Annotated in this window: 12 protein-coding genes; 3 read left to right on the plus strand and 9 right to left on the minus strand. The window is 61.0% G+C overall.

Features of this window, described 5'->3' with window-relative positions; all coding sequences use genetic code 11:
- Window positions 1–194 precede the first annotated feature (194 nt).
- The 9 genes from Q1V60_RS01095 to Q1V60_RS01135 form a co-directional block, all read right to left on the minus strand.
- On the minus strand, window positions 195–1,124 hold the full coding sequence (locus tag Q1V60_RS01095) for a ketoacyl-ACP synthase III (RefSeq protein WP_300626824.1): 930 nt from the start codon (window positions 1,122–1,124) through the stop codon (window positions 195–197).
- Window positions 1,125–1,403: 279 nt separating this feature from the next.
- A complete protein-coding gene (locus Q1V60_RS01100) occupies window positions 1,404–3,005 on the minus strand; it encodes a flagellar hook-associated protein 3 (protein WP_300626825.1) in 1,602 nt (533 codons plus the stop codon).
- 14 nt (window positions 3,006–3,019) lie between these two features.
- On the minus strand, window positions 3,020–5,065 hold the full coding sequence (gene flgK, locus Q1V60_RS01105) for a flagellar hook-associated protein FlgK (protein WP_300626826.1): 2,046 nt from the start codon (window positions 5,063–5,065) through the stop codon (window positions 3,020–3,022).
- Window positions 5,066–5,075: 10 nt separating this feature from the next.
- Window positions 5,076–6,341, minus strand: a complete 1,266-nt coding sequence (flgJ, locus tag Q1V60_RS01110; protein WP_300626827.1) for a flagellar assembly peptidoglycan hydrolase FlgJ — start codon at window positions 6,339–6,341, stop codon at window positions 5,076–5,078.
- Between the two features lie 4 nt (window positions 6,342–6,345).
- Window positions 6,346–7,434 (minus strand): flagellar basal body P-ring protein FlgI, encoded by a 1,089-nt coding sequence (locus Q1V60_RS01115; RefSeq protein WP_300626836.1) that lies wholly within the window; start codon window positions 7,432–7,434, stop codon window positions 6,346–6,348.
- A 27-nt stretch (window positions 7,435–7,461) separates the two neighbouring features.
- Window positions 7,462–8,157, minus strand: coding sequence for a flagellar basal body L-ring protein FlgH (flgH, locus tag Q1V60_RS01120; protein ID WP_300626828.1), 696 nt, complete (start codon window positions 8,155–8,157; stop codon window positions 7,462–7,464).
- Window positions 8,158–8,208: 51 nt separating this feature from the next.
- A complete protein-coding gene (gene flgG, locus Q1V60_RS01125) occupies window positions 8,209–8,994 on the minus strand; it encodes a flagellar basal-body rod protein FlgG (protein ID WP_300626829.1) in 786 nt (261 codons plus the stop codon).
- A 70-nt stretch (window positions 8,995–9,064) separates the two neighbouring features.
- Window positions 9,065–9,805 carry a flagellar basal body rod protein FlgF gene (locus Q1V60_RS01130; RefSeq protein WP_300626830.1) on the minus strand — a complete coding sequence of 247 codons (741 nt, stop codon included), beginning with the start codon at window positions 9,803–9,805 and terminating at the stop codon, window positions 9,065–9,067.
- 247 nt (window positions 9,806–10,052) lie between these two features.
- Window positions 10,053–11,615: a sigma-54-dependent transcriptional regulator gene (locus Q1V60_RS01135; RefSeq protein ID WP_300626831.1), complete on the minus strand. Its 1,563-nt coding sequence runs from the start codon at window positions 11,613–11,615 to the stop codon at window positions 10,053–10,055.
- Window positions 11,616–11,872: 257 nt separating this feature from the next.
- Between Q1V60_RS01135 and phhA the strand changes: the two genes are divergently transcribed.
- From phhA to Q1V60_RS01150, 3 genes are all read left to right on the plus strand, one after another.
- Window positions 11,873–12,664: a phenylalanine 4-monooxygenase gene (gene phhA / locus Q1V60_RS01140; protein ID WP_124371427.1), complete on the plus strand. Its 792-nt coding sequence runs from the start codon at window positions 11,873–11,875 to the stop codon at window positions 12,662–12,664.
- Between the two features lie 98 nt (window positions 12,665–12,762).
- Window positions 12,763–13,119, plus strand: coding sequence for a 4a-hydroxytetrahydrobiopterin dehydratase (locus Q1V60_RS01145; protein ID WP_300626832.1), 357 nt, complete (start codon window positions 12,763–12,765; stop codon window positions 13,117–13,119).
- Entirely contained in the window at window positions 13,119–14,312 is a 1,194-nt protein-coding gene (locus tag Q1V60_RS01150) for an amino acid aminotransferase (protein WP_300626833.1), read from the plus strand. Before Q1V60_RS01145 ends, Q1V60_RS01150 begins: the two co-directional genes overlap by 1 nt.
- Window positions 14,313–14,478: the final 166 nt, after the last annotated feature.

Here is a 14,478-nt window from a genome sequence, read left to right on the forward strand (position 1 = left end):
TTTGATTTTTTTTACTAGCCCTGTGCCAGCCCTTGCAATTCAAGGGGTTAGGACGCTGTATAAGCGTGGCTTTTCGGGATACCTCAACGGTCTTGTGACTGCGGAGCAGCCCAGCGGGAGCAAGCTCCCTCGCCACAATAAAAACGCCGATGATCTTTCGATCATCGGCGTTTTTTTACGCGCCCCTCAAAGGGTCATGGGCGATACAGAATCGCCGAGCCCCAGGACAGGCCCACACCAAAACCGCTGATTGCCACGCGCTTCCAGGTGGCGTCCATCACGTGCTTTTCCAGCAGCAACGGAATGCTCGACGACACGGTATTGCCGGTCTCGACCATGTCCTTGATGAACTTGTCCACCGGCGCATCTTCAAAACGACGCGCCACAGCGTCAACGATGGCCGCACTGCCCTGGTGAATGCAGAACGCATCGATGTCATCGGCCTTGAGGTCCGACTCATCGAGCAACTCGTGCAAATGCGCCGGGACTTTGAGCAAGGCGAAGTTGAACACCTGGCGACCGTTCATGAAGAACACCCCGTCGCTGACCTTCAGGTGCGGTGCGCCGGAGCCGTCGGTGCCGAACTTGGATTTACCCAGCAACCATGGCGCGTCTTCGCCCATCCAGGTGGCGGTGGCGGCATCGCCGAACAGCATGGTGGTGTTGCGATCTTCCGGATCGACGATTTTCGAATACGGGTCGGCGGTGATCAGCAGGCCGTTTTTCAGGCCGGTGGCTTCCATGAAGCCCTTCATCGCGTAGATGCCATACACATAGCCGGAACAACCCAGGGAAATATCGAACGCGGCCACGTGGGTCGGCAGGCCCAGTTTGTCCTGGACGATGGCGGCGGTGTGGGGCAGCCCTTCTTCGTCGCCGTTCTGGGTGACGACGATCACCGCGTCGATGGACTCGCGCTTCAAGTCCGGGTTGTTGGCAAACAGAGCGTTGACCGCTTCGACACACAGGTCTGAGGTTTCCTGCGCGGCTTCCTTGCGCGGCAGGAACGCCGACCCGATCTTGCCGATGATGAATTCTTCATCCTTGGCGAATTTGGCACCCTGGGCGTAGTTATCGATACCGTCCGCCGGCACGTAACTGGCGATGCTTTTTATGCCAATCATTGTGGCTTCCCAATACTAAATAGCTGGAGAACACCCCAGGGCCTGTGCCCGGAGTGCTGACAATAAAAGGGGGATAACCCCATAAAAATTCGCTGAAAGCCGTCCCGCAAGGACCCTGTGACGACTTATCCTTTTCACACGATACAGTGAAGATGCGCTTTATGACTCACAGGTCACTCAATTTTGTGCGCTTTATGCAAAACCCCGCAACATTTCTGCCGCCAGAAACGACAACGGCCTCCCCTGTCGCCAGAGGAGGCCGCTTGCCGAACGCGCCCATTACATGCGGCTGAACAGGCTCAATTGGGAAATCTTCACAAACGCCAACTGGGAGGCCTGCAACATGGTCTGCTGCAGCGTCAGATTGATCGCTGCCTCACCCATATCGACGTTGGCCAAGTCGCTCATGGTGCTGGTATTGGCGATACCTACGCTGGTGTTTTCGCTGGTCTGAATATCCAGGGCATTGCCCCGCGCACCGATGGAACCGCGTACGTTGGTGATCTGGGAACTGGAGTTGGCGAGGTTGCCAATGGACGCGTCCAGCACGTCCTTGAGCTTGATGGTCGCCGCAGGATTGCCATCAGCCGGCAGTTCCAGCGCTTTGCGCAGTTGCCCAAGGGTATCCAGCGCATTCTGGGTTTTCTGGGTATTGGCCCCCACGGAAAACTGGTCGCCCGGCTGCGGCGGCCCGGCACTGACATCAAAGGTCACGCCAGCGGCCGTTACCGTGGTACCGCCGCCGGTATCGCCCGTGGCAATGGACTTGCTGTCGCTCGAGTAGGGCTGTGCATACACCTCATAGGCGGTTGCGCTGGTGAACTTGATCAGTGCGCCGCTGTTGGTCGGAAACGTGCTGGTGTAGGCCGCCTGGCTGGATACGCGGGCCCCGGTCAGTTGCGCGGTGGAAACATTGCCGGGCGTACGCGAGACGCTGAAGGTATCCGGCTTGGCCTCCAGGCTGAAGGAGCGGTCCTTGACCAGCGCATCGGAGTTGGCGCCTGGCGCCACGTCCCCCAGGTTAAGGGTTATGTCGAACTTCACCCCACGCAAGGCCACGCTGGAGCTGCCTTCCTTGGTTGAGTCGAAGGTACCGTTGCCGGCAATCTCCGAGGTCACATCGTTACCGTTCTTGTCGGCGACTTTGTATTGCGTGCTGCTGGTAAAGGTCAGTTTGTACGGCTGGCCGTCGGCGAACTTGCCGGCGTAGTCGCTGCTCGACGTCACCAACCCGGCCGACAGCGCCACTTTGTTGTCGTTGACCGTCGGCGGCACGGTCTGCGGCACGGGGGCCAGCCACGTGGCCTGGGTACGGCTGGAGTTGGCCGCGCCTTCCAGGATGGTCTTGCCGGTATCACCTGCATTGACCCTCAGGGTATTGGAGACCTGCAGGCTCAGCGGCGTTTCATCGCCCTGATAGCTGTAAGTGCCATCGTTGTTGCGGCTGTACGGCGGGGTCTGGGTCTTGGAGCCGGAAAACAGGTAGTTACCGGACGAGTCCTTGCTGTTGAGCAAGCCCAGGACCTGATCTTCAATCGCGCCGACTTCACTGGCAATCGAACGTCGATCGGCGTCGCTCACCGAGCCGCCGGCACGCAGGGCCAGTTGCGTGGCGCGCTGCAATGCATCGTCGATCGAGCCCAACACGCTTTCTTCGTTGGTCAGCGAGTTCTTCAGGTTGGTGATGTTGCCATTGAACTGGCCCAGCATGTCTTTCTGCTGTTGCAGCAGCAACAACCGCGCCGCCGCCACCGGATCATCCGCCGCGGTTTGCACGCGCACGCCGGAACTGGCTTGTTCCTGGGCCTTGACCACGCCGGAATAGTTATCCGAATACTTGGCCGAGCTGGTTTCGAAATATTGAGCAGTGGAAATACGCATCGTCCCAGACTCCCTTAAAGACTATTGATCAGCGTGCTGAAGGTTTCTTGCGCAGCCTTGATGATCTGCGAGGACGCGGTGTAGTACTGCTGGAACTTGATCATATCGCCCGCCTCTTCATCCAGGTTGACCTGGGACACCGAGTTGCGCGCATCCTGGTTGGCCTTGAGCAAGGCGCCGGTGGCGGTAGTGTCGGTATTGGCCGAAGCGGCCTTGGCGCCGACGGTCGAGACCAGCCGGCTGTTCGCCGCCACCAGGCTCACGCCGCCGCCACTGCCATCGGACAAGCCGACCGTCACCTTGGTCTGCAAATCGAGCAACGCCTGGGCGTTGCGGTTATCCGACTTGCCCGAGGCGTTGAAGGAAAACGTGGTGCTGTCACCATCGGCGGGCGAACCGCCGACAGTGGTATCGAACTTGAAGCTCTTGGCCGGCACCAGCGGTGCGCCGTTGGCATCACGCATCGGCACGTCGACCGTGATCTTGTTGCCCTGGCCCGGAACGATAGTGCCGGTGCCGATCGGCTTGCCCTGGGCGTCATTGAGCGTGTAGCCCTGAGTGCCGTCGGCGGCCGGCTTGCCGAACACCATCTTCACCGGCATCGAATGTTCAATGCCGGTACGCAGTTGCGCGGTGTCGGCGCCGCCATGAATATCGATCGGCACGGTCAGGGTCGGCGGCGTAAAAGTGCCCCTGCCCTGGTTGGTCTTGCTGCCCTCGCCCAGCAAGGGCGCGGCGAATGCGATTTTGTTGGCGTCGGTCAGCGCGGTGCCGATGTTTGCCGCGCCACTGGCCGTTGGGCTGACCTTGAAACTGTCCCCCGCCGCTATCGGCCCCTTGCCATCCAGGGCCAGCGTGAAGCCGTCGATCACCGGCGGCGGCGCAGTGTTGGTGTCGAACGCGCCCATGGCTTTGCCATCGGAACGCACGACGTTGTAGTTGTTGCCGCTGGTGAAGGTCACCTTATAGTCGTAAGTCGACAGCTTGCTGGTGTCGCTGATGCTCACGTTCAAGTTGCCGGAGCCAGTGCTGTTACCCATCCCGCCCTGACTGCGCTGGGCAATGGCGGCCGCGCTGTTGATGTCTTTGAACAGCGACGACCCGAAGTCACCGTTCAGGTCCAGGCCCTGCCCCAGTTGGCTGTTGACGGTATCGGCAGTCGCCAGGGCGATACGCCCCAGGTCATTGATGGCCGGCATCAGGGCATCGCTGCGATAACGCAACAGGCCGCCGATGCTGCCACCGCTGAGCACGTTGCCCAAATCGATCGCCGTACCGCCGCCGGCATTGAGCACGATGGTGTACTGGCTTGGGTCGCTGTTGCTCGAGACCGCAGAGATCGTGTTGGACTGATCGCCCAACACCAGGGATTGGCCGGTGCCGGTGCTGACGCTGAACACGCCATTTTTTTCACTGGTGGTCACGCCGACCAGTTCATTGAGCGAGCGCACTGCTTCATTGCGCGCATCCAGCAGGTTGGCCGGGGCGCTGTTGCTGGAGCCTTGAGCCAGGGTGATCTGCTTGTTGAGCGAAGCAATCGAGGAGGTTAACTGGTTAACCTGATCGCTCATGGTGCCCAACTGGCCATTGATCGACTGCTTTTGTTCGTTCAACTGGGTGGAAATCGAGTTGAAACGGTTGCTCAGGGTCTGGGCGCTGGTCAGCAGCACTTGCCGGGCGGACACATCGCTGGGGTTGGCCGCCGAGGTCTGCACAGCGGCGAAGAACGCACTGAGCACCGAGGACATGCCGGTGGTTTTGTCCGACAGGGTCTTATCAATGGCGCTGGCCTGGCTGGAATAAGCCTTGGCATCGTTATTGAGCGCGGTGCTGTTCTGGTAGGCCGCATCGAGGAACTCGTTATACACCCGACGCACATCCGCCAGGGTCGTGCCGCTGCCGATGTAAATACCGCCGTACGGGTTGCTGGCATTGGCACTTTGCGTGGTCTGCTGACGCGAATAACCCGAGGTGTTGGCGTTGGCAATGTTATTACTCAAGACCGACAACGATCCTTGAGCGGCATTGAGCCCTGACATCCCAATATTGAGCAAACTCATGGTTCAGACCTTATAAATGTGTGGTTGCGCCAGCGGCAGCGTAGTTCTGGTAACTGTTCATGTTTTTGGCGATCTGCGAAATCTTGCTGGCGTAGGCCGGGTCGGTTGCGTATCCGGCCTTTTGCAACTCGCGTACAAACTGTTCAGGGTTGTCGGCCGATTTCAGCACTTCTTTATAGCGATCATTGCTTTGCAGCAGCGTCACGAGGTCATGGAAGCTGTCTTGATAGGAGCTGTAGGAACGGAACTGCGCCGTTTCCTTGACCATCGCACCGTCGCGAAACTCGCTGGTGATCGCGCGAGCCTGGTCGCCCTGCCAGCTCCGGCCGGCCTTGATGCCGAACAGGTTGTGGCTGCTGCTGCCGTCTTCGGCGCGCATCACCGATTTGCCCCAACCGGTTTCCAGAGCGGCCTGGGCCACCAGGTACTTCGGATCGATGCCAATGCGCGCGGCCGCGGCCTCGGCCATCGGCAGCATGGTGGCGACGAATTCATCCTGCGAGCTGAAGGCTTTTTTCGCCGGCGCAAGCGGTGGCTGAGCGATGGCGCGGCCGTAGACCTGCATCTTCCCGCTCGGCACGGCAAAGGTACGTGCCGAACTGTTGATCACGTTGTCATCGGCGACACTGTTGCGCAGTGGCGCGGCTTTGGCGTCGACCTGGGTGCTTGGCACGATGCCCGCGAGCAGGCGGTCGGTCAGTTTGCTCGGCAAAGCGATGCGTCGCTGGTTCATCAGCTCCATGTCATTGCTGTGCGACGCAACGGCACCGGCCTGTGGCTCGGCTACGCGATACGCCCACAATGGACGCTGCCCGTTGGAGCGCCCCAACGGCCCTTCGGCCTGGGTACCGGCGGCGATTTCTGTCGGTACATCGACCTTCTTCGCCGTTTCAGCCGCAGCCGGGCCTTGCAAGGTGGCCGCCTGGGCTTCCACCGGTTTGTTCTTCTGCATCTGGCGCATCAGCACGTCGGCCAGGCCGATGCCCCCGCCTTCGCGAGACATCGACACCGCCAGTTGCTGGTCGTACATTTCCTGGTACTGCTTGGCCGCCGGGGTGTTCATCGGGTTGTCTTTGCCCAGGGCGTCGGTGGCCGAACGCATGGACTTGAGCATTTCGCTCAAAAACAACGACTCGAACTCCTGCGCGACTTTGCGCATGTTGCCTTCGCTGTTCTTGTCGGCACCGACCTTGAGCTGGTTAAGCCGGTTCAAGTCGGAGTAAGAGCCCGAGTCCGCCGTGCTGCTGATGCCGCTTTTGCGCATATCCATGGCCATTGCCTCAGATCACGATCAGGTCGGCTTGCAAGGCGCCGGCCTGTTTCAAAGCTTCAAGGATCGCCATCAAGTCGCCGGGCGCCGCGCCCACCTGGTTCACCGCGCGGACGATCTCATCCAGGGTGGTACCGGGGCCGAACTTGAACATCGGCTTGGCTTCCTGCTGGGCATTCACGCGTGAACGCGGCACTACCGCAGTCTGGCCGTTGGACAAGGGCCCCGGCTGGCTGACGATCGGGTCTTCGGTAATGGTCACGGTCAGGCTGCCGTGGGTCACCGCCGCCGGCGAGACTTTGACGTTCTGGCCGATCACGATAGTGCCGGTGCGCGAGTTGATGATGACTTTGGCGACCGCCTGGCCGGGGTCAACCTCAAGGTTTTCGAGGATCGACAGGTAGTCCACGCGCTGGCTTGGGTCCAACGGTGCGGTCACGCGCACCGAGCCGCCATCGATGGCCTGGGCAACGCCAGGGCCGAGCATGTCGTTGATCTTGTCGACCACGCGCTTGGCGGTGGTGAAGTCGGACCGGTTGAGGTTCAAGGTCAGGCTGTTGCCCTGGTTGAAACCACTCGGCACGGTGCGTTCAACCGTTGCGCCACCCGGGATGCGACCGGCCGATGGCACGTTGACGGTGATCTTTGAACCGTCGCGGCCCTCGGCATCAAACCCGCCGACCACCAGGTTGCCCTGGGCGATGGCGTAGACGTTGCCGTCGATACCCTTGAGGGGCGTCATCAGCAAGGTGCCGCCACGCAGGCTTTTGGAGTTACCGATGGACGACACGGTGATGTCCACCACCTGGCCCGGCTTGGAGAACGCCGGCAGGTCGGCGCTGATCGACACCGCCGCGACGTTTTTCAGCTGCACGTTGCCCGAACCCGCCGGCACCTTGATGCCGAACTGCGAGAGCATGTTGTTGAAGGTCTGCAGGGTGAACGGGGTCTGGGTGGTCTGGTCGCCCGTGCCGTTAAGCCCCACCACCAGGCCATAGCCGATCAACTGGTTGGAACGCACGCCGGAAATGCTGGCGATGTCCTTCAGGCGTTCGGCCTGGGCCACAGCGCTTAAGGCAAGCAAGAGTGCCGTCGCCATCAGCTGTTTGAAGTTCAAAGTGGCCACCTAGAAAGGGAACAACGGGCTAAGGAAGAAACGGTCGAACCAGCCCGGCTGGCTTGCATCAGCAAACGAACCGGTACCCGAGTAGGTAATGCGTGCATCGGCAATGCGCGTCGACGGCACGGTGTTGTCGGTGGAAATGTCATCGGCGCGAACCATGCCGGCAATGCGCACCAGCTCGTCACCGGTGTTGAGGGTCATCCACTTTTCACCGCGTATGGCGATGATGCCGTTGGGCAATACATCGGCCACGGTCACGGTGATCGAGCCGGTCAGGCTGTTGCCCTGCCCTGCCGCGCTCTTGCCGTTGGTGGCGCGGTCGCCGCTGTAACCGGCGTCCAGGCTCAGGTCACCGCCGCCCAGCGGGTTATTGGTGTTGAGGCCACCGCCGAACAGCGAGGTCAGGCCGATGCTGGTTTTGCTGTTCTTGCCGATCTGCGAGTTGGCGTTCTTGCTGGCCTGGGTCTTCTCGTTCAGGGTGATGGTGATGATGTCACCGACCCGGAACGCCTTGCGGTCGCTGTACAGGTTCTGCTCGAAACCGGCCTGATAGATCGAGCCGTTGTTGGCGGCCGCCGGCAATGGCGTGCGCGGCAACACCGGCGCGTAGTACGGGTCATTGGGCTTTGGCGACGGGGCGACACAGCCCGCGAGCACGGCAATCCCACTCAATGCCAAAACGGAAACATAGCGATTCATGACCCTTACCTCATGGTGTTGCAGGCGCCGTCAAGAGCGCCCCAGACTTGATTACAGATTCTGCGTTACGAACGAAAGCATCTGGTCGGCGGTGGAGATCACCTTGGAGTTCATCTCGTAGGCGCGCTGGGTGGTGATCATGTTGACCATCTCCTCAACCGTGCTCACGTTGGAGGTTTCCAGGGTGCTTTGCAGCGTGGTGCCAAAACCGTTCAGGCCAGGGGTGCCGATTTGCGGCGCGCCGCTGGAGGCGGTTTCCAGGAACAGGTTGTTGCCCATGGCCTGCAGGCCGGCCGGGTTGATGAAGTCGGCGGTTTGCAGGTTGCCGATCACTTGCGAGGCCGGGTTGCCGGCCACCGTGATGGACACGGTGCCGTCGTTGCCCACGGTGAAGGTCTTGGCATCGGCCGGCACAATCACTGCCGGCTCCAGGGCGAAGCCGTTGGCGGTGACCATTTGGCCGTTGGAATCCAGGTGGAAGGTACCGTCACGGGTATAGGACGTTGTGCCATCCGGTTGCAGGATCTGGAAGAAGCCACGGCCATTGATCGCCATGTCCAGCGGCTGACCGGTCTGCTGCAGGTTACCGGCGCTGAAGTTTTTCTGGGTGCCGACGATCTGCACACCGGTACCCAGTTGCAGGCCCGACGGCAGTTCGCTGTCCTGGGTCGACTGGGCGCCTGGCTGTTTCTTGATCTGATAGAGCAAGTCCTGGAACTCGGCGCGATCACGTTTGAAACCCGTGGTCGACACGTTCGCCAGGTTGTTGGAAATGGTCGTCAGGTTGGTGTCCTGGGCGGACAGGCCTGTCTTGGCAACCCATAGAGCCGGAAGCATGCTGTTCTCCTTCGTGCGCCTGTATGTTGGCGCCGTGCTGCACTGTTTATATAAAAGCCAACTAAGGCTATTAGCTCATCTGCAAGACGCGCGTCATGGCCTGGTCGTCTTCTTTAGCGGTGTTCATCATCTTGATGTGCAGCTCGAACTGCTTGGAAAGCGCCAGTACCGCCGTCATTTCTTCCACGGCGTTGACGTTGCTCGCCTGCAGGAAGCCTGAGGTCAGCTTGACGTTCGCGTCGGCCTGGGCCGGCTGGCCATCCTTGGTGTGGATGGTGCCGTCCAGGCCTTTGTTCATGTTCTTGAGGTCGGGCTGAACCAGCTTGATGCGGTCCACTTCCGCCATCACCCGCGGGCCTTCGCCCATGGCGCGGATGCTGATGGTGCCGTCGGCGCCCACTTCGATTTTCTGCTGCGGCGGCACCGCGATCGGGCCGCCGTTGCCCATGATCGGCATACCGTTGCCGGCGCGCAGCACGCCCAGTGCATCCACGTTCATGCTGGCGCTGCGCACGTAGGCTTCGCCGCCATCCGGGGTTTGCACGGCCATCCAGCCGTCGCCGCTGACGGCCACGTCCAGGTCACGGCCGGTTTCGATCATCGCGCCGGGCGTGAAGTCGGTCGCCGGGCGTTCGGTCAGGGCAAAGGCCCGCGCCGGAAAGCTGTCACCGAACACCGGCATCGACCGCGCCTGTTCCAGGTCACGCTGGAAACCGTTGGTGGAGATGTTCGCCAGATTGTTGGCATGGGCCTTCTGCGCCAGAGCATTCTGGCTGGCGCCGGTCATTGCCACGTAAAGGTATTTGTCCACGCTCTATCCTCTTTCTGACGGACGCTTGCCGCCCACCGCTGCACTGATGAGGCTTAAGCAATTTGCGAACCAACTTTTAAAAAGAAGGTGAAGTCCAGGCGGGGCGGGGGTTTGCGGATAGGTCTCGGGAAATGAGTGCGGGTAATAGTCGAAAAAACGGCGGACTACTGCCGCTAACGGCAAGCACCGGCCCTGAAGGTGCCAGAGAACCCATGTGGGAGCGGGCTTGGGTATGTTGAGCAGCTTATTACTTGTCGGTCTTGAGGACTTCGTAATCGCGCAGCTTATTGGCGATGGTGGTGTGTGACACCCCCAACCGTTTGCCCAACTGGCGGCTGCTCGGGTGCTCGGCATACAGGCTTTCCAGTACAGCCTTTTCGAAGCGTCCGACGATGTCGTCCAGGCCCCCTTCCAGCGAGAAATCGCCAAGCGGCTGACGCACGCCGTAATCCGGCAAGCGAATGTGCTCAAGCTTGACGGTTCCGCCTTCGCACAACGAAACCGCCTGGAACAGCACGTTTTCCAACTGGCGCACATTGCCCGGCCAGCGATAGTGGCTGAGCTTGTCCATCGCGGCGGGCGCTAACTTGGGCAGCGGGCAGCCGATCTGCCGGCTGGCTTGATCAAGGAAGTGCTCGACCAGCGGCCCGAGGCCGTCAAGGCATTCGCGCAAGGGCGGGATATGCAGCGAAAGTACGTTCAAGCGGTGATACAAGTCCTGGCGAAATTCGCCACGTGCGCACAGCTCGGACAAGTCGACCTGGGTGGCACAGATCACCCGCACGTCGAGGTACACCTCTTCATCGCTGCCGACGCGACGAAAGCAGCCGTCCTGCAAAAAGCGCAGCAGTTTCACCTGCAGGCGCGCGCTCATTTCCCCCACACCATCGAGAAACAACGTACCACCTGCCGTCAGCTCCAACAGCCCGAGCTTGCCTTCGGCCCGTGCGCCTTCGAATGCGCCGGGGCCGTAGCCGAACAGCTCGGTCTCGGCCATCGACTCCGGCAATCCCGCGCAATTGAGCGCCATCAAGGGTGACTGGCCACGCGGGCTGGCAAGGTGACAGGCACGGGCCAGCAACTCTTTACCGGTACCGGTTTCGCCTTCTATTAATAGAGGCGCATCCAGCGGCGCCATGCGCCGGGCTTCGCGAACCACGGCGGCCATCACCTTGGAACTCTGAAAGATGCTGTCGAAGCCGCGCAGTTCCTGCTTGCGCACGTTGTAGATACGCTCGCCAACCCGGTCGGCGCGGTGCAGGGTCAACACCGCGCCGGCCATGGCTTCGCTGTCATCGTGCTCGGAGGATTGCAGTGGCGCGATGTCCGCCAGGAACACATCGCCCTTGACCTTGACCCGCAGCCCGTTGATCCGCGACTTGCTGGCGCGCACCAGCTCCGGCAAGTCGAAGTCTTCGGCGTAACGCGACAAGGGAATACCCGGCACTTCATCCACCCGCACGCCAAGCAACTGTGCCGCCGCACGGTTGGCCGCCACGATGGAGCCGCCCATGTCGATGGACAGCACTGGAAACTCCAGGGCGCCCAGCAGGGCATTAAGCTCCATGTGCCGACGCTCGCTGGGCATCAGCCCTACCCTTTTCACGCCGAATACCCCGGCTATCGCCTCGAACTGCGGGCGCAACGCCTGGAACTGCATGTTCACAAGGTTCGGGCAGAACAGGTAGATGGCATTGCCATGCTCACCGCCGACCTCGCCCTTGGCGACGTTCACGCCGTACTCCACCAGCAGGTTGAGGATGTCCCGCAGGATGCCGATGCGGTTCTGGCAATGCACTTTGATACGCATGAAGAGGCCCGAAAAATGGATAGGCGCCGCGTCTTTTTGTCGCTGGGCGCAGATAGTCGTCAAGATTATGTGACACCACGTGGGCTTTTCCCAGCCCATTGCAGCGATGAACGACGCATCCGTAACGAATACTTTACGAGTTACGGTAATTTTTCCTACTCGAAGGCCTTTGAAAGCGGTGGAAACCTGCCTCGCACGGGTTATCAATAGAGACACAGCAGGACATAACAAGAACGAATGCTTAGCAGGAGAGCCGTATGAAGCAGACGCACTACGTGGCCCGCGAGCCCGATGCGCAAGGTTTTATCCACTACCCGCCGGAAGAGCACGCGGTGTGGAACACCCTGATCACGCGCCAGTTGAAGGTGATCGAGGGCCGTGCCTGCCAGGAATACCTGGACGGTATCGACAAGCTTGGCCTGCCCCTGGATCGCATCCCGCAACTGGGCGAGATCAACAAAGTGCTGGCCGACACCACCGGCTGGCAAGTCGCCCGCGTGCCGGCGCTGATCCCTTTCCAGACCTTCTTCGAATTGCTCGCCAGCAAGCAGTTTCCGGTGGCGACCTTTATTCGTACCCGCGAAGAACTGGACTACCTGCAAGAGCCGGATATTTTCCATGAGATTTTCGGCCACTGCCCGCTGCTGACCAACCCCTGGTTCGCTGAATTCACCCACACCTACGGCAAGCTCGGCCTGGCGGCCACCAAGGAGCAACGGGTGTACCTGGCGCGCCTGTACTGGATGACCATCGAGTTTGGCCTGGTGGATACGCCCGAAGGTCGGCGTATCTACGGTGGCGGCATTCTGTCGTCGCCCAAGGAAAGCGTGTATTGCTTGTCGGACGAACCCGAACACCAGGCGTTCGACCCACTGGAAGCGATGCGCACGCCGTATCGCATCGACATCCTGCAGCCGCTGTACTTCGTGCTGCCCGAGCTCAAGCGCCTGTTCGACGTGGCGCAGGAAGACATCATGGGCATGGTCGAGCGCGGCATGCAGCTGGGCCTGCATGCACCGAAATTTCCACCTAAACCCAAAGCGGCTTGATCCTCACGTTTTGAGGCCAGGTGAGTCTTTTCCCTGGCCACGCGTTGCTTTAGGGTGACGCCCACTGACCTTCAATCCTTCGAATTCAGGACACCTCCATGACCACCTTGAACCAAGCCCATTGCGAAGCCTGCCGCGCCGATGCCCCGCAAGTCAGCGATGAAGAACTGCCGGTGCTGATCAAACAGATCCCGGACTGGAACATCGAAGTGCGCGACGGCGTGATGCAGTTGGAAAAGGTTTTCCTGTTCAAGAACTTCAAGTTCGCCCTGGCCTTCACCAATGCCGTGGGTGAAATCTCCGAAGCCGAAGGCCATCACCCCGGCCTGCTCACCGAATGGGGCAAAGTCACCGTGACCTGGTGGAGCCACTCCATCAAGGGCCTGCACCGCAACGACTTCATCATGGCCGCGCGCACCGATGAAGTGGCCCAGAGCGCCGAGGGCCGCAAGTAATGCACTTCGATGCGATTGGCCGCGTACCCGGCGACCCGATCCTCGGGTTGATGGACCTGTACGCCCAGGATGCCAACCCGAACAAATTCGACCTGGGCGTGGGCGTCTACAAAGACGACCAAGGCCTGACGCCAATCCCCCACTCGGTAAAACTCGCCGAGCAGCGCTTGGTCGATAGCCAAACCACCAAGACCTACATCGGCGGTCACGGCGATGCAGCGTTCGGCACACTGATCAGCGAACTGGTGCTCGGCGCCGATTCGGCCCTGATCGCCGAACGTCGTGCCGGCGCCACCCAGACGCCGGGCGGCACCGGTGCCCTGCGCCTGAGCGCCGACTTTATCGCCCACAGCCTGCCCGGCCGTGGCGTGTGGCTGAGCAACCCGACCTGGCCGATCCACGAAACCATCTTTGCCAAAGCCGGGCTCAAGGTCAGTCATTACCCTTACGTGGGCAGCGACAACCGCCTGGATGTAGCCGCGATGCTGGCCACCCTGTCCAGCGTGCCCCAGGGCGATGTGGTGCTGCTGCACGCCTGCTGCCATAACCCGACCGGGTTCGACCTGTCCCAGGATGACTGGCGCCAGGTGCTGCAGATTGTGCGCGAGCGCCAGTTGCTGCCGCTGATCGACTTTGCCTACCAAGGCTTTGGCGACGGCCTGGAGCAAGACGCTTGGGCGGTGCGCTTGTTCGCCGCTGAACTGCCGGAAGTATTGATCACCAGTTCGTGCTCGAAGAACTTTGGCTTGTATCGCGACCGCGTCGGCGCATTGATCGTGTGCGCGGCGGACGTCGAGAAGCTCACGGACGTGCGCAGCCAGCTCGCCAATACGGCGCGCAACCTGTGGTCGACGCCGCCGGATCATGGTGCAGCCGTGGTCGCCACCATCCTCGGTGATGCCGAGCTGAGAAAACAGTGGAGCGACGAAGTCGAAGCCATGCGTACGCGCATTGCGCAGTTGCGCGCCGGGCTGGTGGAAGCGCTGGCGCCCCACGGCCTGGCTGAGCGGTTTGCGCATATCGGGACGCAACGCGGAATGTTTTCCTATACCGGCCTGAGTGCCGAGCAGGTCAAGCAACTGCGCGAGAAGCACAGTGTGTATATGGTCAGTTCGGGACGGGCCAATGTGGCGGGGGTTGATGCCACACGCCTGACCTTGCTGGCCCAGGCCATCGCCGACGTGTGCAACTGACGAAACCGAGGCTGACTGCGGGAGGAGGCTTGCCCTAATGCCGGTCAGTTAAGCGCTAAAGCAGAAAAACCTGCGACCTGTGGCGAGGGAGCTTGCTCCCGTTGGGGCGCGAAGCGGCCCCAAAAATGGGACTGCTACGCAGTCCAGCGGGAGCAAGCTCCCTCGC

This window comes from Pseudomonas sp. (assembly GCF_030147005.1).
GTDB lineage: Bacteria > Pseudomonadota > Gammaproteobacteria > Pseudomonadales > Pseudomonadaceae > Aquipseudomonas.